At 61.2% G+C, this 21133-nt stretch carries 18 protein-coding genes, 1 tRNA gene and 2 rRNA genes; 18 read left to right on the top strand and 3 right to left on the bottom strand.

Features of this window, described 5'->3' with window-relative positions; all coding sequences use genetic code 11:
* The first annotated feature begins 168 nt into the window (after window positions 1-168).
* From rrf (BT116_RS22660) to pgaD, 8 genes are all read left to right on the top strand, one after another.
* Window positions 169-284 (top strand): 5S ribosomal RNA (rrf, locus tag BT116_RS22660).
* A 107-nt stretch (window positions 285-391) separates the two neighbouring features.
* Window positions 392-507: ribosomal RNA gene (gene rrf / locus BT116_RS22665) — 5S ribosomal RNA — on the top strand.
* 171 nt (window positions 508-678) lie between these two features.
* Complete coding sequence (locus BT116_RS22670; RefSeq protein WP_072347214.1) at window positions 679-1317, top strand: NADH:ubiquinone oxidoreductase subunit N; 639 nt, start codon at window positions 679-681, stop codon at window positions 1315-1317.
* Window positions 1318-1476: 159 nt separating this feature from the next.
* Window positions 1477-2982 carry a YdgA family protein gene (locus tag BT116_RS22675; RefSeq protein ID WP_072347215.1) on the top strand — a complete coding sequence of 502 codons (1506 nt, stop codon included), beginning with the start codon at window positions 1477-1479 and terminating at the stop codon, window positions 2980-2982.
* Window positions 2983-3228: 246 nt separating this feature from the next.
* Window positions 3229-5709, top strand: a complete 2481-nt coding sequence (gene pgaA / locus BT116_RS22680) for a poly-beta-1,6 N-acetyl-D-glucosamine export porin PgaA (protein ID WP_072347216.1) — start codon at window positions 3229-3231, stop codon at window positions 5707-5709.
* 12 nt (window positions 5710-5721) lie between these two features.
* The gene (gene pgaB / locus BT116_RS22685; RefSeq protein WP_072347218.1) at window positions 5722-7719 is read left to right on the top strand and encodes a poly-beta-1,6-N-acetyl-D-glucosamine N-deacetylase PgaB; all 1998 of its coding nucleotides are present in this window, start codon (window positions 5722-5724) and stop codon (window positions 7717-7719) included.
* A gap of 1 nt (window position 7720) precedes the next feature.
* Window positions 7721-9076, top strand: a complete 1356-nt coding sequence (gene pgaC / locus BT116_RS22690; protein WP_072347220.1) for a poly-beta-1,6-N-acetyl-D-glucosamine synthase — start codon at window positions 7721-7723, stop codon at window positions 9074-9076.
* Complete coding sequence (gene pgaD, locus BT116_RS22695) at window positions 9073-9579, top strand: poly-beta-1,6-N-acetyl-D-glucosamine biosynthesis protein PgaD (RefSeq protein WP_072347222.1); 507 nt, start codon at window positions 9073-9075, stop codon at window positions 9577-9579. The genes pgaC and pgaD overlap by 4 nt, the downstream gene beginning before the upstream one ends.
* 67 nt (window positions 9580-9646) lie before the next feature.
* On the opposite strand, the gene BT116_RS22700 is transcribed toward pgaD, so the two are convergent.
* Window positions 9647-11179, bottom strand: a complete 1533-nt coding sequence (locus BT116_RS22700; RefSeq protein ID WP_072347224.1) for an FAD-dependent oxidoreductase — start codon at window positions 11177-11179, stop codon at window positions 9647-9649.
* 140 nt (window positions 11180-11319) lie between these two features.
* On the opposite strand from BT116_RS22700, the gene BT116_RS22705 reads away from it, so the two are divergent.
* The 3 genes from BT116_RS22705 to BT116_RS22710 all read left to right on the top strand — a co-directional run bounded on the left by BT116_RS22705 (window position 11320) and on the right by BT116_RS22710 (window position 13561).
* Complete coding sequence (locus BT116_RS22705; protein ID WP_072347226.1) at window positions 11320-11880, top strand: YbhB/YbcL family Raf kinase inhibitor-like protein; 561 nt, start codon at window positions 11320-11322, stop codon at window positions 11878-11880.
* Window positions 11881-12035: 155 nt separating this feature from the next.
* A complete protein-coding gene (locus BT116_RS31100) occupies window positions 12036-12209 on the top strand; it encodes a hypothetical protein (RefSeq protein ID WP_163006770.1) in 174 nt (57 codons plus the stop codon).
* Between the two features lie 38 nt (window positions 12210-12247).
* On the top strand, window positions 12248-13561 hold the full coding sequence (locus tag BT116_RS22710; RefSeq protein ID WP_072347228.1) for an MFS transporter: 1314 nt from the start codon (window positions 12248-12250) through the stop codon (window positions 13559-13561).
* A gap of 5 nt (window positions 13562-13566) precedes the next feature.
* On the opposite strand, the gene BT116_RS22715 is transcribed toward BT116_RS22710, so the two are convergent.
* Window positions 13567-14445: a LysR family transcriptional regulator gene (locus BT116_RS22715; protein WP_072347230.1), complete on the bottom strand. Its 879-nt coding sequence runs from the start codon at window positions 14443-14445 to the stop codon at window positions 13567-13569.
* 107 nt (window positions 14446-14552) lie between these two features.
* On the opposite strand from BT116_RS22715, the gene BT116_RS22720 reads away from it, so the two are divergent.
* The 7 genes from BT116_RS22720 to BT116_RS22750 all read left to right on the top strand — a co-directional run bounded on the left by BT116_RS22720 (window position 14553) and on the right by BT116_RS22750 (window position 20794).
* Window positions 14553-15554, top strand: coding sequence for a zinc-dependent alcohol dehydrogenase family protein (locus BT116_RS22720; protein WP_072347233.1), 1002 nt, complete (start codon window positions 14553-14555; stop codon window positions 15552-15554).
* Between the two features lie 103 nt (window positions 15555-15657).
* On the top strand, window positions 15658-16239 hold the full coding sequence (locus BT116_RS22725) for a hypothetical protein (protein WP_072347235.1): 582 nt from the start codon (window positions 15658-15660) through the stop codon (window positions 16237-16239).
* A gap of 142 nt (window positions 16240-16381) precedes the next feature.
* On the top strand, window positions 16382-18052 hold the full coding sequence (locus tag BT116_RS22730; protein ID WP_072347237.1) for a vWA domain-containing protein: 1671 nt from the start codon (window positions 16382-16384) through the stop codon (window positions 18050-18052).
* Between the two features lie 173 nt (window positions 18053-18225).
* Window positions 18226-18798, top strand: a complete 573-nt coding sequence (locus BT116_RS22735) for an RNA polymerase sigma factor (protein WP_072347294.1) — start codon at window positions 18226-18228, stop codon at window positions 18796-18798.
* Window positions 18795-19412 carry a hypothetical protein gene (locus BT116_RS22740; RefSeq protein ID WP_072347239.1) on the top strand — a complete coding sequence of 206 codons (618 nt, stop codon included), beginning with the start codon at window positions 18795-18797 and terminating at the stop codon, window positions 19410-19412. Before BT116_RS22735 ends, BT116_RS22740 begins: the two co-directional genes overlap by 4 nt.
* Window positions 19413-19566: 154 nt before the next feature.
* Window positions 19567-20268, top strand: coding sequence for a hypothetical protein (locus BT116_RS22745; protein WP_256574487.1), 702 nt, complete (start codon window positions 19567-19569; stop codon window positions 20266-20268).
* Window position 20269: 1 nt separating this feature from the next.
* Window positions 20270-20794, top strand: coding sequence for a type II toxin-antitoxin system VapC family toxin (locus BT116_RS22750; protein WP_072347243.1), 525 nt, complete (start codon window positions 20270-20272; stop codon window positions 20792-20794).
* Window positions 20795-20872: 78 nt separating this feature from the next.
* Here the strand turns inward: BT116_RS22750 and BT116_RS22755 are convergent.
* Window positions 20873-20949, bottom strand: a tRNA-Arg gene (locus BT116_RS22755).
* Between the last annotated feature and the right edge of the window lie 184 nt (window positions 20950-21133).

Below are 21133 nucleotides of genomic sequence, written 5' to 3' on the forward strand. Positions count from 1 at the left end.
AACACCCAAGCAATTTGTCACCTCCAAGCCAAAAGGCGAAAGAGACCAGATTGCGGTGTGTGAAGACGAAACGAACCGAAAGTTCGAGAGACTCGAGCGCAGCACACAAACTATCGCATACCCATTTGCTGGAACGTGACCGCAAGGCACGCGCTGGCTACCGAATTTCTTGACGACCATAGAGCATTGGAACCACCTGATCCCATCCCGAACTCAGAAGTGAAACGATGCATCGCCGATGGTAGTGTGGGGTTTCCCCATGTGAGAGTAGGTCATCGTCAAGATTAAATTCCGAAACCCCTATCTGCTGATGCAGGTAGGGGTTTTGTTTTTAGTAGAAGTCATCGATTTTACCGACACGTTGTTGTTAAACGGGTTGGTCGCAGAATTTCTTGACGACCATAGAGCATTGGAACCACCTGATCCCATCCCGAACTCAGCAGTGAAACGATGCATCGCCGATGGTAGTGTGGGGTTTCCCCATGTGAGAGTAGGTCATCGTCAAGATTGAATTCCCAGAACCCCTGTCTGCATCAGCAGCCAGGGGTTTTGTCGTTTTGGGCCGGTAATCGGATCAAGCTCCTGATGCCCCGGCAAACCCCCAATGCCGTTGCTATGCTGTGATAGTCGGGCCTTGACCAAGGGCCCGCGACGTCACTGGTCATGGGGATTCCAATAATGAAAAACCCTTATGCTCCCGGCTTCTGGTGCGCCATTGTGGCTTTGCTGCTGCTTTCGGCCACATATTTCTATGGCGTCATGCTCACTCACCAGATCGACAAAGCGCTGTTGTTCCTCGATAGCGCCGCGGCGCTGATCGGCGTGATATCCATTGCAATCGTGGCCTGGGCATCGCTGCAGGGTCAGCGCATCAAGAAAAAACACCTCGAACAAGGCAAGACACTGGTGCTGATTTGGGATACCAAGGTTGCGCTGCGACGTGTCGAAACGGTGTTTGACCGTTATTTCTGGGGCAGTTATTGGCAGCCTGGCCGCACGTTCCAGGAAGTCATGGGGGAGCTCACCGGTACCCCTTTGGAAAAAAGCCTGGAAGCCCTGAAAACCCAATGTGCAGCCTTGGACAAGCAAGTCACCCAGGACGGCTGGCATTGGCTCAATAACGCGCGAGAGTTGTGTGACGTGGCTAATGCCATGGCCCGTGAGCGCTATCAACTGGACTTCTGCGATTCACGCGCAGACTCATCATCGGGCGCGGCAGTGATCAATCGCGATTTCGAAGTGCTGGTGTACACCTGGACGGCCCGTCTCAAGACTTTCGACCATCAGCTCGACGAGATAGAAGTCCAATATTCGTAGACCACCTCGCAAGAAAACGTTTTTACCCCTTTAAACATTGGGCCCGCAGGGGTACCTGATGGTAATCTCCCCTCCTCTTTTTTCGGCGTCGAGCCACACCCTTTGCGGGTCAGGGAAGACGACGGCTTTGTTCAACCATGGATATCGATCGGGTCACTCATGAATAAATCAGCAAGCATACTCCTGGGAATCGTTGTGGCTGTCGGTGCTGTCAGTGCGGGCGGCGCCTGGTACACCGGGACCAAGCTCGAAGGCGTGTTGACGAACGCTATTGCCGATAGCAACAAGCAGATGCAGACAGCCTTGGCCGGGTCCAATAGCACCGCCACCCTGGAGCTGGTTTCCATGGACCGTGGAACGTTCAGCAGCACCGCCCACTACCGCCTCAAGGGCGAGGGCGAGATCTTCGGTGGCGAGCCGGTTGAGCTGCTCTTCGTCGACCAGATCGAACACGGCCCACTGCCATTTTCGCGCTTGATAACACTCAAATGGCTACCGGTCATGGCCACCAGCCACACCGCGCTTGAGCGCAATCCGCTGACTGACAAGTGGTTCGCCGCCACCAAGGACCAATCGCCGCTCAAAGGTGTGGTCAACCTGGGTTACGACCAATCCATCAATGGCACCTACGAGCTGCTGCCCGTGGATACCAAGCTGGATGAGCAATCCCAGCTCACTTTCTCCGGTCTTAAAATCGACCTGGCTGCCAGCGCCCAGGCACAGAAGGTCAAGGCCGACGGCTATATGGACAGCTTCAAGCTGACCACCGTCGCCGAAGACCAGACTCCCGTGCAGGTTGAGCTGAATGGCCTGACATTGGCGAGCAACCTGAGCAAAAGCTCCTACGGTTACTACATGGGTGACAACACCCTGCTGCTGAGCAACACCAAGGCCACCTTTGGTGAGCCGAAGTCGGTGCTGGGCCTGAAGAACTTCGAGATGAAGAACAGCAGCACCGAGAGCGGCACCAGCGCTTCGGGGCGTGCCGATTACAAGATCGGTGAGTTGTCGTTCAACGACAAGACCATTGGTTCGGCGCAGATGGCAGTCAGCCTGAAGAACCTGGACATCCCGGCCACCATGTCGCTGATGCAGATTTACCAGACCAAGCTGCAACCCTACGAAAAAGCTGCAGCCGAGGCCGCAGCAGCCGGTGAGCCGGCGCCAGAGCTGAGCCTGACCGAAGCTGAAGAAGCGCAGGTCAAGGCTGATCTGGAGAAACTCCTGGCCGGCGCCCCGCAAGTGGCGTTGGAAAACCTGTCGTTCAGCACCGCCAATGGTGAAAGCCGCGCCAACCTGATCGTTGATCTGGCCAAGCCGCAGTCCATGGACCTGCCACCGGATGAGTTGGGCCGTCAGTTGCTCGCGCTGCTGGATTTCAACGTCAAGGTTTCCAAACCGATGCTGGTGGACCTGATGACCGTGCAGGCACAGATGGAAGGCCAAACGGATGCGAAGTTGATCGCCGATCAGGCCACTGCCACCAGCGATATGTTCAGCGCCATGGCGGTCGGTTCGGAACTGGCAACGCTTGAAGGCAACGATGTTGTCACCAAGCTGCACTACGCCAACAATCAGGTCGATTTCAACGGCCAGAAGATGACCGTTGAGCAATTCACGGCATTCGTGATGAGCAAGCTGGGCGGTGGCGTCGCCGTCCAGTAACACGCTTGGGCAACACCCCAAACCCGGTCCGTGCATGACGCATGGGCCGGGTTTTTTTAAGCCTATCGATCAGCCCTGCGCCGAAATCTGTAGCGATTCTGAAGAATTGTGGCGTTCCTGAAGATGATCCGCCTGAGAGTGCAAGACTAGGCCCATTAGAGCTTGGCTGGATTTCTTTGATCCGGCTTCCTGTTTGATGGGCAAGGGGGCACTGCGACCCGGCTGGCCATGTAAGGATGCTGACGAATGCCGCGTACTGTGGGTCCTTTTCTTCAACGTGGTTTGCGCCCGTTGTTTCGCGTCGCGCTGTGCAGCCAATTGTGCTGGCCGATGCTGGTGTTTGCCGATACCGCCTATGACCAAATGGTGCTCGACGCCCGTGCCGGCCATTACACGCCTGCGCTGACTGCGTTGCGCCAGGTACCGGCCGGCCAGGCCAGCACTGCGCAGATCAGCGACCACCTGCAAATCGCCAGTTGGGCCGGCCTCGACGCTGAGGTAGTGACGGTCTATGAGACCCAGGGCCGCCATCGAGTGCTGCCTGTCCAGGCGCTGACCGCTACGGCTCGCGCCTATCGAAACCTCAAGCGTTGGGATTCGGCGCAAGAGCTGTACCGTCAGGCCTTGGTGATCGATCCAAAGAACCCCGACTTGCAACTCGGCCTGGCCTTGACCCAGGCCGATGGCGGTCAGCCCGACGAAGCCGTCACTCGCGCCAAGGCCATGGTCGCCGCCAAACCGACAGATCCGATGCGTCGACTGGCGCTGGGTTATGCCCTGACCCGCGCCAACAGCCCCCACGAGGCGCTGTTCGAATACGACCAAGCCTTCACCCGTGCGGGCAACAGCCCGGAGATTGCACGCGAATACATCTACGCCCTGCAACGCGCGCGGCTGCCCCAGCCGGCGTTGCGCCTGGCGCGTCTGCAGCCGGGGCTGATCGACCGTGGCGTGCAGCGCCGCCTGGAAGGTGACGTAGCAGCCGAACGGGTGCGCCTGGCGGACATGGCCAGCCGCAGCGAACAGGAGCGCTTCGTCATTGCCGACCGTGCCCTGGCCGACTACGACAAGTTGCTCGCCACCTGGACCCCGGTGGCCGAGGCCCACGACGACGTACTCCGTTGGCGCATCGATCGCATGGGCGCGCTCAATGCCCGCGCCCGTCGAGCAGAAGTGATTGCCGAATACCAGAAGCTGATCGCCGAGGGTGTGAGCATTCCCACTTATGCTCTGCGCTGGGTGGCCTCTTCCTATCTGGAACAGCGTGAGCCGGAGATTGCCGTCGATCTGTACCGCCGGGTCCTGACTGCGCCGGATGCCGATCCCGCGGAGCGTTTTGAAGACAGCACCGCGCTCTACTATGCGTTGCTGGAAAGTGAAAAATCCGAAGAGGCCCGTGCACTGGCCGAAGACATGGCGAAAGCCCAGCGTCCGCGCATCGAGCTCAAGGGCCTGCCGATCGGCAACCCCAACGATGAATGGATGGACGCCCAGCAACTCGCCGCCCAGGCCGGCACGTACGGCGCCGACCTGCCTTCTGCCGAAGCGCGCCTGGACACCCTGGTCAACCAAGGCCCGGGCAACACCGGCATGCGCCTGGCCCAGGCCGATCTGTACCAGGCCCGTGACTGGCCGCGCCGTTCGGAAAACCTGCTCAAAGAAGTCGAGGCGACGATCCCGCGCAACCGTGACCTGGAAATCGCCCAGGCCCGTGCGGCCATGGATTTGCAGGAGTGGCGGCAGCTGGATGCCCTGACCGACGACGTGGTCGTCCGCTACCCGGAAAACGCCCATGTCAAACGTCTGCAGCGCCAGCGCGAGGTACACGACATGGCCGAGCTGCGCATCGAGGCGTACACCGGCAAGAGCTATGGCGGTGGCAACGGTGACGCCGGCGCAGTCACTGGCAGCCGGGACTTTGGTATCGAAACGCTGCTCTATAGCCCGCCCATCGATGAAGACTGGCGGCTGTTCGGCGGTGCCGGCTACGCCACCGGTGATTTCGAGGAAGGCACTGGCCACCACCGTTGGCAGCGCCTGGGCGTGGAGCGTCGCACCCGGGACATGACGCTGGAGGCCGAGGTCTCCAATCACGCTTATGGTTCCGGCGACAAGCAAGGCGCGCGCGTGGCCGTGGCCCGAGACATCGACGACCACTGGCAATACGGCGGTAGCCTGGATTACCTCTCGGCCAATACCCCGCTGCGGGCGCTCAACAGCGGCATCCGCGCCAACGGCGGGAGTGGTTTCGTCCGCTGGCGGGCCCATGAAAGCCGCGAGTGGCGACTGGCGGTGAGCCCATCTCATTTCAGTGACGGCAACAACCGCCTCGAAACCCAGCTGACCGGTCGCGAGGGCATCTACAGCACGCCGCGCCTGCAAGTGGAGCTGGGTCTGGAAGTAGCTGCCAGCCGCAACAGCGGCTCCAACGAAGTGCCCTATTTCAACCCGAAAGCGGATTTCAGCGTCATGCCGACCGTGAGCGCCAACCACGTGTTGTATCGCCGCTACGAAACCACGTGGAGCCAGCAATTCCAGGTCGGTGCCGGTACCTACAGCCAGCGTGACTACGACACCGGGGCCATGGGACTGCTCGGCTACGGCCAGCGTTTCATCTGGAACGACGTGCTAGAGGCAGGTGCCGCGCTGAGTTGGCTCAACCGCCCCTACGACGGCGATCGCGAAAGCGATTTGCGCCTGCTTGTCGACCTCACCTATCGCTTCTAGAAGAGTTTGAAGATGCCTGTCATTTCGCGATTCATCCTTCTGCTGGGGGTCTTGCTGATCAGCGCTTGTGCCCAGCAAGCCCCGGCATTCACGCCGCCCTCGCAGCGCCCGCTGGCGGCCAATGATGCCCCGTGGCCCAAGAACCATGTGCTCGGCATCGCCTACCACGATGTCGACGACCGTGACCCGGACCAAGCGCTGGTGGCCGTGCGTACCGAACGGTTGATCGAGCAACTGGCGTGGCTGCGGGAAAACAACTACCAGCCGGTCACGGTGGATCAGATCATCACGGCTCGCAATGGCGGCCCGGAACTGCCACCGCGTGCGGTGCTGCTGAGTTTCGACGACGGCTACGCGAGCTTCTACACTCGCGTCATGCCCATCCTGCGTGCCTATAACTGGCCAGCGATCCTTGCCCCGGTCGGCAGTTGGGTGGATACGCCGCTGAACCAAACGGTGGATTTCGCCGGGGTGCCACGCAAGCGTTCCGAGTTCCTGACCTGGGAGCAGATTCGCGAGGTTTCCAAATCGGGCCTGGTGGAAATCGCCGCCCACACCGATGCCAATCACAAAGGCATCCTCGCCAACCCGCAAGGCAACCAGCAACCCGCTGCGACCACCCGGCGCTATGACCCCGCCACCGGTCGTTACGAGACCGAGGCCGAGTTCCAGGCTCGCTTGCGCAAGGACGTGGCGGCCATTTCCGAGAAAATTCGCAAGGTCACTGGCTACAGCCCGCGTGTCTGGGTCTGGCCGTACGGTGAAGCCGACGGGACTGCGTTGCAGGTGATTGGCAACGAGGGCTATCAAATGGCCCTGACCCTGGAGGATGGTCTCGACAGCCTGGATAACCTGATGAGCGGCCCACGCTTCCTGGTGGCGTCCGATCCGGATGGTGCCCATTTCGCCGAAAGCATCGTGTCGGTGCAGACGATTGACCCGATGCGCGTGGTACATGTCGACCTGGATTACGTCTACGATCCGGACCCGGTGCAGCAGGAAGCCAATGTCGGCCAGTTGGTCCAGCGCATTTCCGACCTGGGCGCCAATACGGTATTCCTGCAAGCCTTCGCCGATCCGAAAGGCGACGGCCTCGTGCATTCGTTGTACTTCCCCAATCGTCACCTGCCAGTGCGCGCCGACCTGTTCGACCGGGTTGCATGGCAGTTGCGCACCCGGGCCAACGCCAAGGTCTATGCCTGGATGCCGGTGCTCAGTTTCGCCCTGGACGCAAAGCTTTCGCGGGTACAGCGCTGGGATCCGGAAACCGGCAAGACTGGCGTTGCCCCGGACCAGTACGTGCGTTTGTCGCCGTTCGACCCGAACGTGCGCAAGGTCATTGGCGAGATCTACCAGGATCTGGCGCGGATGAGCTCATTGGACGGCGTTTTGTACCATGACGACGCGGTGTTCTCCGACTTCGAAGATGCCAGCCCCGCAGCCCTGAAAGTCTATGCCGCCAACGGCCTGCCGACGTCCATTGCCGCCCTGCGGGCCGATCCTGCAGCGATGCAACGCTGGACCCGCTTCAAGAGCCGCTACCTGATCGACTTCACCCATGAGCTGACCGCCAAGGTCCGGGCGATTCGTGGTCCGCAGGTGCTCACCGCGCGCAATATCTTTGCCGAACCGATGCTCAATCCTGACAGCGAAGCCTGGTTCGCCCAGAACCTCGATGACTTCCTCGGCGCCTATGACTGGACGGCGCCGATGGCCATGCCGCTGATGGAAAATCAGACCCGCCAGCAATCCGGCCCCTGGCTCGACCGCCTGGTGGACACCGTCAAGGCCCGTCCCGGCGCGCTCAAGCGCACGGTGTTCGAATTGCAGGCCCGGGACTGGCACAGCAAGCCGGTCAGCGACATCGACGGTGAACAATTGGCCGACTGGATGGGGCGTCTCAAGCGTAAAGGCGTGACCAGTTTCGGTTACTACCCGGACAACTTCATCGAAGACCAGCCCGCGGTGAAAACCGTGCGGCCGGCGCTCTCCAACAAGTGGAATCCTTGACATGCTCGACAGACTGCTCGCTCTGCTGGTGCTGGCGATCGTCCTTGGGGTGCCCCTGGGCCTGATCTTCCTGGTCACCGGGCAATTCCTGATGGACTTCGTGTTCTTTTACCCGCTGTTCATGTCCGGACTGTGGATCGCCGGCGGCCTGTACTTCTGGCTGCACTGGGAGCGCCACTGGCTGTGGAAGGACGACACCTTGCCACCGCCCCTGGCCGGCGAGCCGTTGATCAGTATCCTGATCCCGTGCTTCAACGAAGGCGATAACGTCGCCGACACCATTCACGCGGCGCTGGGCCAGCATTACCCGAACATCGAAGTCATCGCCATCAACGACGGCTCCAAGGACAACACTGCCCAGATGCTCGATCAGCTGGCGGGTGAAGACCCGCGCCTGCGCGTCCTGCACCTGGCGGAAAACCAGGGCAAGGCCGTGGCCCTGCGCATGGGCGCCATCGCGGCGCGCAGTGAATACCTGGTGTGCATCGACGGTGACGCACTGCTGGCGCCGAACACCTGTGCCTACCTGGTGGCGCCGATGCTGGACAACGCCCGCCTCGGCGCGGTGACCGGCAACCCGCGCATCCGTACCCGCTCGACCTTGATAGGCCGGGTCCAGGTCGGCGAGTTTTCCTCGATCATCGGCCTGATCAAGCGCACTCAACGGGTGTTCGGGCGGATCTTCACCGTGTCTGGCGTAATCGTCGCGTTCCGTCGCTCCGCCCTGCACCGGGTTGGCTACTGGAGCCCGGACATGATCACCGAAGACATCGACATCAGTTGGAAGCTGCAACTGGATCACTGGAGCATCTTCTACGAGCCGCGTGCGCTGTGCTGGATCCTCATGCCCGAAACCCTGCGTGGCCTGTGGCGGCAACGGCTGCGCTGGGCCCAGGGGGGGGCCGAGGTGTTGTTCAAGAACATCCGTGGCATCTGGCAGTATCGCCACCGCTACCTGTGGCCACTGTTGTTCGAATATTGCCTGTCCACCGGTTGGGCGTTCACGTTCCTGCTGTCGGTGATTTTCTGGGGGGCTGGCAAGTTCGTCGAAATGCCAGAGGCCATTGCGGTCGATCACCTCATGCCGCCAGCCTTCACCGGGCTGCTGCTGGCCGTGGTGTGCCTGCTGCAGTTCGCGGTGAGCATCCTGATCGACCGCCGCTACGAAAAAGGCCTGTGGCACATCATGTTCTGGGTGGTCTGGTACCCGTTGGTGTTCTGGCTGATCAGCCTCTTCACCACTCTGGTGAGCTTTCCAAAAGTGCTGTTCGGGCAGCATCAGAAGCGTGCGCGCTGGATCAGTCCGGATCGCGGTATCAAACCGTTCGATGATCAGGAAGAGGAAGTGATCCGATGAAAATTATCAGGACCCGGCAACGGCCTTTTCTGGTGCTCATCGATGCGTTTTTTACCGTACTGGCGTGGGTGGGGTTGTTGTACTTGCTGGTCAATGGGCTGTGGCCGCTGTTCGCGAGCCAGGCCGGTCCGCGCCCGGGAGGGTCTCTGTTCGATACCCTGGGGACCTTGCAGGTCTATGGATGGATCGCCTTGGTCAACGCGGTGCTGTTGATTACCTGGGCGCGTTACCAACAGCGTAAAAGTCGTAGCTTCGCCCAGCGCCGGTCGCCGGCCCCGGTCGTGAATGACCAGGGCTTGAGCGCCAGTTTCAAGTTGACCGACGAGCGCCTGGACACGCTGCGCCAGCCCGGCTCGAAGACCATTCACAACAACCAGGACGGCGACATCAGCCACGTCGTGCCGCATTTCCACTTGCTCAGCCCCGACTTGCAGCCACCGCCCCTGGCGCCACTGGAGCGCCCCGGCGTGATTCACCTGCCGGCCGATCACTCCGTACATTGATGCAAGCCGTGCCGACGCTTTCGCGTTCAAGCCCGCTCCCACAGGGGACTTGGGGTGTGGGACAGATCTACGAAGAGAAATCCCGAACCAGCCGCCATGCCTCGTCCACCGGCAACGGTTGTTTCATGCGCTGGGCCAACGCCGCCATGGCCCGGCCTTCATCACAAGCCACTGCGGCGGCAACGAGGCCGTCCTTGCCCAGCAGGGCAATAAAGGGCGGATGCTCGGGCGTGCCCTTGAATTCCACTTCGTCCCAGTGCTCGGCGTGGCCAAGATAGTCATAGCGTTTGCCAAAGTGATAGGTCCAGAAAAACGGCACGTCCAGATAGCGCTCGTCGCCGCCGAGCATGTTCGTAGCGGCGATGCGCGCCTGTTGCTGGGCCAGGCGCCAATGCTCGATGCGCACAGGCGCGCCGTTGAGGGGGAACGTCGCGATATCACCCACGGCCCATACGCCTTCAGCCACACGCATGCCTGCGTCAACGGACAGCGACTGGTCCTGTTCCCGTGGCAACCCGGCAAACGGCTCGGTGGCCGGGCGCACGCCAATGCCGACGATCACCAGGTCCGCAGCCAGACGCTGGCCGTTATCCAGCGCCACGGCTTCGACCTTGTGCGCTCCCTCGATCCGTGCCGCTTCGCCGTCGGTGTGGTACACCACGCCGTTGGCCCGGTGTCGGGCCAGGATGGCCTGGCCAACGCTCTCACCCAACTGTGCAGCGAACGGCACCGGATGCCGGGCCAGGACGGTGACGTCCAGCCCGCGCTTGCGCAGGGACGAGGCGACTTCCATGGCGATGAAACTGTCGCCGATGATCACCGCCTGTTGCCCTGGCCGGACCGTGTCGAGAATCTGCCGGGCGTGGGCGATCGAACGCAGCACGAAGACTTGCGGCAATTCGATGCCGGGCAGTGCTGGCATCTTGGGTACCCCGCCAGTGGCAATGAGCGCGGCGTCGTAGTCCAGCTGCCGGCCATCGGCGAGTTGGATTTGCCGAGCGTCGGGGTCCAAGTGGGTGACCTCGCCATGGAGCCTTTCGATGCGTTGCCGGGTGAAGTAGGTTTCATCGCGCAGCGGCGCTGTCTCGTTGACTGCCATGTCGCCGGCCAACACATACTTGCTCAGCACCGTCCGGTCGTAGCCGGCTTCGGCTTCGCGGTCGATCATCAGGATTCGACCGCCAAAACCCTTCTCGCGCAACGCCGCCGCGCAAGCCGTGCCGGCGGCACCGGCGCCGATGATGGTAAACGTGCGTGCGTCATCGGCCGGCGGGACTTTATCGGTTGGCAATGGTTGATCGTCGACCCAGACGTCACCGTCCCGGACCTCGACGTGGTAGCGCGCCAGGCTGTCGAGGGCCGGCGGTTCGCACAGGGCGCCGTCTTCCGTGCGGAACGCGGCCTTGTGCCAGGGGCAAATCAGCCGTCCATGGCACACCGCGCCCTTGGCCAGTGGTGCGCCGGCATGCGGACATTTGCCTTGGAAGGCGCGCACTTGATCACCGGAGCGCAACAGCAGGATGGACGTGTCGTCGATTTTGACTTCAAGGCCGCGATCTTCACGAACGTCGGCGAAACGGGCGACTTGATGCAGAGACATGGTCATTCTCCGGCAGGCGTTTCCCTTTGGAGTCGCAGGATCGGGGCGAGTTTCAGCATAATTGTCACTGCAACCTTGGCGAAGCTGCGGCTATAGTTCGCAAGCCGTCCATGGCCAGACACGCACAAGGTGCCCCCGGTATGACCCGATTGAACTTTTTCTCCCCTTGGCTGGCGGCCGTCGCCCTGGTGCTGTGCGCACAAGGGGCTGTCCAGGCCGAGGAGCGTTTTACCCTCAGCATCCCCGGCGTGTCGGACGACCGCCTCTTCACGGCGGCGGCAGCCAGTGATGCCAATACTTGTGGTGGCAAGAACATTTCTCCGGCCCTGAGTTGGAACGCCGGCCCGCCCGGCACCCTCAGCTACGCCATCGTCATGTTGGACCCGGACGGCCAAAGGGGCCAAGGTGTCGACCACTGGATCCACTACGGCATCAAGGCCACCACGCGGCAGATTCCGACGGGCGCCGGCACCAAGTCCTCGTTGGAAGGCATGAGCGGTATCAACAGCAAGAACACCCACGGCTACATCGGTCCTTGCCCGCCTGTCGGCGACAGCGCTCACCACTACCTGATCCAGCTTTTCGCCCTGGACCTGCCGCCGGAGGCACTGCCCGCCGACCTCACACGCGCCCAACTGATGGAAAAAATCAAAGGCCACGTGCTGCGCAACAGCAGCGTAGTGCGCCGTTACCACCGCTGACCCAAGACGACACAACCCCCTGTGGCGAGGGGATTTATCCCCGTTGGGGTGCAAAGCACCCCTTGCCACAATGACGCCGCCCAGACACAAAATTGGCATCACGCGCCAAAAGCGAGCACTATCGAGCCCCTGTTCACTCATGCCGGAGGATGGCGATGACGCAGAAACCCGACGGCATCGCCCGCCTCCTGAACTGCCCGACCAAGGGCGACGAAATACGCCGGGCCATCGCCCAGAGCCGCAAGGATTTCCTGCCTGCCGACGAGGCCGAAGACGCCGAGCCAGGCCAGCCACCGGTTCAACCGGTGGATACTGATCGCGACGACTGAGCCGTCGCCCTCTTTCAACTTATCGTTCAAATCTGCCTATGACTGCCACCCCTGTTCTACCCGGTGACCGATTCAGCCGATCCGATTACAAGACCCTGGGCCTGGCTGCCTTGGGCGGTGCGCTGGAGATCTACGATTTCATCATCTTCGTCTTCTTCGCCCTGACCCTCAGCCAATTGTTTTTCCCGCCGGAAATGCCCGATTGGCTGCGCTTGCTGCAAAGCTTCGGGATTTTCGCCACCGGCTACCTGGCCCGGCCCCTGGGCGGCATTCTCATGGCGCACTTCGCTGATCGCCTGGGACGCAAGCGCGTATTCAGCCTGAGCATCCTGATGATGGCCTTGCCATGCCTGCTCATCGGCGTGATGCCCACCTACGCGCAAATCGGTTATTTCGCACCGTTGCTGTTGCTGGCGCTGCGTATCCTGCAGGGTGCGGCGGTGGGCGGTGAGGTGCCCAGCGCCTGGGTATTCGTGGCCGAACACGCGCCGCTGCATCATCGCGGCTATGCCCTGGGTTTCCTCCAGGCCGGCCTGACCTTCGGCTACTTGCTGGGCGCCTTGACCGCAACAGCGCTGGCGCGGATCTACACGCCGACGGAGATACTCGATTACGCCTGGCGCCTGCCGTTCCTGTTGGGGGGCGTCTTCGGCGTGATCGGCGTCTGGCTGCGTCGCTGGCTGAGCGAAACGCCGATTTTCATGGCCCTGCAAGCCAATCGCGAAGGCGCAGCGGAACTGCCGTTGCGCACGGTCCTGCGCGACCACCGCCAGGCTTTGCTGCCCGCCGCCATCCTGACTTGCGTGCTGACCTCTGCCGTGGTGGTGTTCGTGGTCATCACCCCGACCGTGATGCAGAAAAGCTTCGGCATGACCCCCAGCCACACCTTCGCCCTGAGCAGCCTGGGCATCGTCTTCCTGAACATCGGCTGTGTCCTAGCCGGGCTCATCGTCGACCGCATCGGCGCCTGGCGCACCGTCATGCTCTACAGCCTGCTGCTGCCTGTGGGCATTGCCGTGCTCTACGCCAGCCTGATCAGCGGCAGCGCCTGGCTGGGCCTGGCCTACGCCGTGGCCGGGCTGGGTTGCGGCGTGGTCGGTGCGGTGCCGTCGGTGATGGTCAGCCTGTTCCCGCCGAAGATCCGCGTGTCCGGCATCTCGCTCACCTACAACATCGCCTATGCCCTGTGGGCCAGCATGACACCGCTGATGCTGATTGCACTGGTGCCGTGGAGCCCGTGGGTGTGCGTGGGGTATTGCGTGGTGATGGGGGCGGTGGGCGTGGGGGCGGCGGCGTATTTTCCAGGACGGCATGGGAAGGCGGCGCAGCCGTCATTGGCTTGTGAATCCTGATCCGGTTAAAGACGCCCACGCAAAAAATCCACAAAAGCACGAGTCCGTGCCGAGCGGCGTCGATCTTGACTGAACACGGCGCTGATGGGCAGCGCCAGTGGCTGGTAATCGGCCAGCAGGGGGCAGACGGTTCCCTGGCGAACATCGGCAGCGAACAGCCACTGCGGTGACAGCGAAACGCCCAGGCCCGACAGCACCATTTCCCGGATCGCCTCGCTGCTGTTGCAGGTGACGTTGCCCTTGATCGTTACGCTGTGCTGTCGGCCATCCTGGTCGAACCGCCAGACGTCATAATGCTCCAGCAGCGTGAACGCCAAACAGTTATGGCCGGCCAGGTCAGCCGGTGCGAGGGGCGTGCCGTGCTGTTGCAGATAGGCGGGGGAGGCGTACACCCGGCGCGGGCTGTCGCCGAGGGAAATCGCTACCAGCCCTTCGTTTTTCACCGCGCCGATGCGAATCGCAAGGTCGATGTTTTCCTTCAGCACGTCTTCGTTCTGATCACTTAACCTCAAGTCGATACGAAGCTGTGGGTGAAGGGCCAGGAACTCGCCCACCAGGGGCGCAATACACAATCGGCCGAAACTGACGGGCACCGCCACGCGCAGAAGGCCGGCGATCTGTTCCTGGCCACTGGCGAAACTGAGTCGTGCGGCGTCCACGCTTGCGAGTATGTCCTTGCTCTCGGCGTAGAAGCGCTGCCCCTGGTCGGTCAGCGCGAGCTGGCGGGTACTGCGGGCAAACAGCGCCCCGCCGAGGTGTTGCTCCAACGCGCGGATCTGCTTGCTCACCGCCGGTTGGCCCAGGTTCAGTTCCCTGGCGACGGCCGAAAACGAGCCGCGCTCCACCACCCGCACGAACACCTGCATTGCGTCGAACAGATCCATCTGGATTTAGCCTCTGCCTGGAATAAATCCTATCCATTGTTGCTCACTTATCGGAATGCGTCTTCCCTCGCACTATGAACCTGCCCACTCATTGGAGGTTTACCGTCATGAACAACACCATGTCCGCCGCCGTTGCCGAAACCGCTCAGGCTGCGCTGATTGTCCGTTCCATCTCCCGGCCCATTCCCGGCAAAGGCCAGGTATTGATCAAGGTGCATGCCGCCGGAATCAACCCGCTGGACACCAAGATCGCGGCGGGAGGCGGGGCCCACGCACGTCAGCCGCTGCCCGCCGTATTGGGAATCGACCTGGCCGGGATGGTGGTCGAACGGGGAGAGGGCGTGAATGACTTCGCGCCTGGCGACGAGGTGTTCGGCATGGCCGGCGGGATCGGTGGGGCCCAAGGCGCGCTGGCCGAATACATCGCGGTCGATGCCCGCCTGATTGCGCCCAAGCCTCGCTCACTGGGCATGCGCGAAGCGGCCGCCTTGCCGCTGGCATTCATTACGGCCTGGGAAGGCTTGGTCGATCGCGCCAACGTTCGGGCCGGGCAACAGGTGCTGATTCATGGCGGGGCGGGCGGCGTCGGTCAAATGGCCGTGCAAATCGCCAAGGCCCGTGGCGCCGAGGTCTACGCCACGGGCTCGGCCGCCAGCCAGGCTTTCATCCGCGAACTGGGCGCGTCAGCCATCGACTACCGGACCCAGGACACCGACAGTTACGTGCGCCAGTACACCGATGGCGAAGGCTTCGACATTGTCTACGACACTGTTGGCGGCTCGACCCTGGATGCGTCCTTCAACGCGATAAAAACCTACACCGGCCACGTGCTCAGTTGCCTCGGCTGGGGCCAACACAGCCTCGCGCCGTTGTCGTTTCGGGGGGCGAGTTATTCCGGGGTGTTTACGTTGATGCCGCTGCTGACCGGCAAGGGGCGCGAGCATCATGGTCAGATCTTGCGGGAGGCCGCCGCTCTGGTTGAGTCAGGGCAACTGCGGATCAAGCTGGATCAGCGCCGGTTTGGCCTGGAGCAAGTCAACGAGGCCTTTGCGCAGGTAGCCGAGGGGCGTGGGGCGGGGAAAACGGTCGTGGACATTGGGATTGAGTGAGACGGGACGGCACTCCGTCAGGGCCAAACAACTTGAGCGCTCATACAAACCCCGTAGAATGCAGCCGCCATTATGCCGCTACCTCTCAAGGACGAATTCAAACATGCGAGTTTTTACCCTGTTGCTGGCCCTCTGCCTTATGGCCGGTTGCGCTTCCAAGCCCGACTACTACATTTCCCCTGCGCCGGTGGCGATCCCCGAGACCGCCACCTATTGGATCGACACGTTCAACGTTGAAGTCGTCGGCAAAAACGAACGCTTTCTGCCCGACGAAAAAGTCCGTGACCAGTTGCACACCGACCTGATCGTCCGCCTGCTCGACGGCAATCGCTATGCCTCCAGCAAGGAAACCGCTGACTATCTGCTGGACGTCAGCGCCGTCTATGCGCGCCGTATCCAAGACACTCAAGGTGGCTTCATGAACAAAATCGTCGCCGACGGTACGTATCTGGCCAGTGTCGATTTCAATTATCAGGTCAAGGTGAAGAAGGCCGGTGTCGAAGTGCTGCACTTTGCCCAGGCCCGCCAGGGGCTGATGCCGGGTGGGGCGATCGGGCAACTCGAGGCCATGAGAGGCATCGCGGGCGCCCTGACGAACAGAGGCAACTCCGATGTCGAAGACTATTACACCGGCCATTTGAGCGGATTTATCGCCGATGATCTGCGGGGCATTCCGTCCCGCTAACCATGCCTGCTGCAACGTGCTGGCGATTGGTCCGAGCCCGGTTTTTCCAGCGTGCCAAAAAAAATTCCTGATCGTTAACCCGAACCTCGTGTGCCTTGCGTCTGAGCTTGTGTACGAATCATTCATTCACGAGGTTCAGCCCATGTTCCGTCCACTTCCCTTTATGCGTCCTGCTGCCCAAGGCTTCGCCGTGACTTTGCTGGTGGCGTTGGCCGGTTGTGGGTTGTCTTCCCGGGAGGCTGCCAAGCCATCCGAACCGGTGCCTGTGGCACCCAGCGTTGTACCGCAAGGTGAGATCGCCTACGTGCGCCAACCCATGGCCAAGCGCATGGTCGCCCCGGCATCAATGCCCGCCCCTGGCATGGCGAACGATGCCATCGCCGGGGATTACCGCACCGAACCGCGCGAGCAGTACGAAAAACTGCCGGACAACCCCATCCATAGCGTCGCCGAAACGCCGGTCTCGACCTTCAGCGTGGATGTCGACACCGGAAGTTATGCCAATGTGCGACGTTTCCTCAATCAAGGCAGCCTGCCGCCCGAAGGGGCTGTTCGGCTGGAGGAAATGGTCAACTATTTCCCTTACCACTATGCCCTGCCCAGCGACGGTTCACCCTTTGGCGTGACCACCGAACTGGCCCCGTCGCCCTGGAACCCCCACACCCGCTTGCTGCGCATCGGCATCAAGGCCAGCGACCGCGCCGTGGCGGATCTGGCGCCGGCCAACCTGGTCTTCCTGGTGGACGTTTCCGGCTCCATGGACCGTCGCGAAGGCCTGCCGTTGGTCAAGAGCACGCTGAAACTGCTGGTGGATCAATTGCGCGATCAGGACCGGGTATCCCTGGTGGTCTATGCCGGCGAATCCCGGGTGGTGCTCAAGCCCACCTCCGGGCGCGACAAGGTGACAATCCGCAACGCCATCGATCAACTCGACGCCGGTGGTTCCACCGCGGGCGCCTCGGGTATCGAACTGGCCTACCAGATGGCTCGGGAGAGCTTCATCGACAAAGGCATCAACCGCATCCTGCTGGCCACCGATGGCGACTTCAACGTCGGCATCAGTGATTTCGACAGCCTCAAGCAGATGGCGGTGGACCAGCGTAAGAGCGGCGTCTCCCTGACGACGCTGGGCTTCGGTGTGGATAACTACAACGAACACCTGATGGAGCAATTGGCCGATGCTGGTGACGGTAACTACGCCTACATCGACAACCTGCTCGAGGCGCGTAAAGTCTTGGTCGACCAGCTCAGCTCCACCCTGGCGGTGGTGGCGCGGGATGTGAAGTTGCAGGTGGAGTTCAACCCTGCCCAGGTCAGCGAGTATCGCCTGCTCGGTTATGAGAACCGTGCGCTCAAGCGTGAGGATTTCAATAACGACAAGGTCGACGCGGGCGAGATAGGTGCCGGGCATACGGTGACGGCCTTGTATGAAATTGTCCCGAAGGGCCAGCCGGGCTGGTTGGAGCCGCTGCGCTATGCCAGCACGCCCCAGTCGGAGGGGAAATCAGGCGAATTGGCGATGTTGCGCGTACGCTACAAACCCGCTGAGGGCGGTAGCAGTCGATTGATCGAGCATCCGATTGCTGGCGTGCAGAACGACGACAAGCCTAGCGATGACCTGCGTTTCTCCGCCGCCGTGGCGGCCTTCGCCCAGCAGCTCAAGGGGGATGGGCGTTACACTGGGACGATGAGCTTGAAGGACACTGCGCAATTGGCCCGTTCGGCCCGCGGCGATGATCCGTTTGGGCTGCGTGCCGAGTTTGTGCAGTTGGTGGAGCTTGCCCAGAGCCTCGAGCCTGCGGCCAAGCGCTGATCCCGAGCACAGCAAGGATCACATGTGGGAGCGAGCTTGCTCGCGATAGCGGTGGACCAATCTGCTCATCATTGACTGATCCGACGCCATCGCGAGCAAGCTCGCTCCCACAGGGGACCCTTATTGTCTGCCAGGATTGTGTCGCTATGACCGGAAAGGAGTTCGTCACCCACATGTCCGCTGCGCTTGATTCTCCCAGCGACGAATCGCTGCTGGCCCGCTACCGCAACGGCGACGGGGCTTCTTTCGAAGTCCTGTACACCCGCCATCGGCAGGGGCTTTACCGGTTCCTCATGTCCTTGAGCAACAAGGCCGAACTGGCCGAGGAAGTCTTCCAGGACACTTGGCTCAGCCTGATTCGCAGCACCACCCAGCCACAAGGCCGGGCGAGTTTTCGCACCTGGCTGTTCCAGATTGCCCGCAACCGCTTGATCGACCACTGGCGCAAGCAGGGTGTCCACAATCCGTTGCACGACAGCTACGACGAGCAGCTTCACGTCCAGCCCGACGACACCAGCGGCCCTGAGCAGCAGCTGAGCCTGAGTCGCGACCAGGCGCGTCTCGATGCGGCGTTGCAGGCCTTGCCCGAGGATCAGCGAGAAGTCTTCCTGCTGCGCCTGCACGGCGACCTGGAATTGCCACAGATTGCTGCCTTGACCGGCGCCCCACTGGAAACGGTCAAAAGCCGCTTGCGTTACGCCCAGCAGAAGTTGCATCGGCTGCTGGCCGAGGAGGTACCCGCATGATCGACTCCAAACACACCCCGGATCCCAACGACGAAGTGCTGATCGAGCATTTCCGCCAACACACCAGCGGCGAGCCGCCAGCTTCCCTGGACGCTTTCATCCTGGCCACCGCCCACCGCGAAGCCCCGACGCCTGCACCGAGCTTGTGGCAACGTTGGTTGCAAGCCTGTCAACGGCCGCGCTGGCAAATGGCATTCGCCACGATCGCCGGCGTGGCGCTGATGATCGGCCTGGTGCTGCGCTCGCCCGTGCCCCACGACGAACTGTCCTCACCCGCCTCGATGGAGTTTTCCGCCGATCGGCAAGCGCCCGCCGTTGCCGCTGCACCGCCGCCAGCCATGCCCGCTCCCGCACCGATCACCCGCATGGCACCCCAGGGCGAACTGGCCCGAGCCCCGGCAAGTCCGATGCAATCGTTGGCGGAAAAGCCTGCGGCGAAAATGAGCAAATCGACGCCGGCTGCACTGCCATCGCTGGAGCAAGGCCTGATGGAAATCCTGCGCTTGCGCGAGGCGGGTGAGAGCAAGGCTGCTGATGAGAAACTGCTGGCGCTGCACAAGCGCTTTCCCGAGGAAGACCTGCCGGCGCGGTTGGAGGCGTTGCGCAAGCGTTGAGCGATCAGCGCTTACAAAAGCCCTGGGCATTAACGCTTCCGATCCAAAAAGTGAAGGGGCACTTTTCAGGCGGTTGATGCTCGGTATCGGGTTACAAATGCAGCCATAGCAGGAACACTTGAGCGGAACTATACTCGCCAGCATGAAAAAGCTGATGCTCGAACTCGACGGAACCGACCCAAGCAAGCTCTCCATGGCTCGCTTGACGGATTATCTGTGTGAGCTCGCTGAGCTTTTCGGCTCCCAAGATCATGTTCATTTTGACTCTGTCACCGAAGGTTGTGTCTGCCTGAATACGTGGGTGGAAGACGAGACGTACCCACGCGTCTTGAACAGGGTGCGGGAGGCCGCTCAGGGGATTGGTCCTAAGCGCGCGAGAAAAGCCTACGTGCAGCTATCCGCGCTGATGGAGCAAGATCGAGTAGATGGCGTCCTTCAGGCAGCGGATGATGCGAACATTCTCCAGTTTCCCAAAGCAAAGACCGCTCCTCCTCCCATGGTCATCATCAAACAAGGCAGCGTACAGGGGCGCCTGTATGTCGTTGGTGGGAAGGATGAGACGGTTCCTGTCCGGCTTGAGGGCGCGGGTGGCGAAACTCTTCTTTGTGAAGCCGATACAGCACTGGCTGAACAGTTGGGCAAGCTTCTGTTCAAGTACGTTCGCGTTCATGGCAAGGGAGAATGGGAAAGTCGGCCGCATGGCGGTTGGCGGCTGCGCAAAATGTTCATTCAATCCTATGAAAAACTTGAAAAAACCTCGTTGCGCAGTGCGGTGACCCAGCTAAAAGAACTCGGTGGCATCACGTGGAGCGAGATGGATGACCCTCATGGAACGATCCAGAACTTAAGGGGATGAGGTGCGCATAGTTCTCGATACCAATGTCCTCGTTCAAGCCTTGGGAAATGCAAAGGACGGTATCGTTCTGGTTGATCCTGCCACTGGTCATAATGTTGATCGGGCGGAGGCTAGGGCTGAAGCCCTAATCGAACTGGTCGATGCCAGAGGTGGAACGGTACTGATCCCAACACCTGCGTTGGCTGAGTATTTGGTTGGTGTCGATCGAAACTTTCACCAGAGCCATCTGGATGTCATAAACGGCCTTTCGTGTTTTGAGATCGTATCGTTTGACCAGATTGCGGCGGTCGAATGTGCCCGTATGGTCGATGATAACGAGTTGAAGGTGCTTGATCCTGCTGCTACCAAAGCCAAGTTACGGTTTGATCGTCAGATCATTTCCATTGCTTTGGCAACCAATGCCGATGAGATCTGGACTCATGATGCAGGTCTTTATTCTAAGGCCCAGAAATGTGGGTTGGTTACGAAATCCTTGGGGAATATTGAGCCGGCTCCGGAGCAACTGGAGGTCAAGCTGGACCACTGATAGCTCCTGAGCGCTGACAAAACCAGCGCCCACAAAAAAGCCCCAGGTCTTGCGACCTGGGGCTTTTGATTTTGAAAATGGTGCACCAGGCGGGATTCGAACCCACGACCCCTGCCTTCGGAGGGCAGTACTCTATCCAGCTGAGCTACTGGTGCGACGCGGGCGCCATGATACTCATATGCATGGCGGGCGTCCATGCTGCTGAATCGCCTGTGTTTTTGGGCAGCTCGCCGGGTGTTGGCTACGCTGATCAGAAAAAACAGGCAAATACGGTTTTTTCGTTCTTTTTTTCGAACAGCCTATTGTCCTTCACCCCTATCGGCCCTAGGATTCGTTTGA

This window comes from Pseudomonas sp. NFACC16-2, from assembly GCF_900119205.1.
GTDB classification, from domain to species: Bacteria; Pseudomonadota; Gammaproteobacteria; order Pseudomonadales; family Pseudomonadaceae; genus Aquipseudomonas; species Aquipseudomonas fluorescens_Q.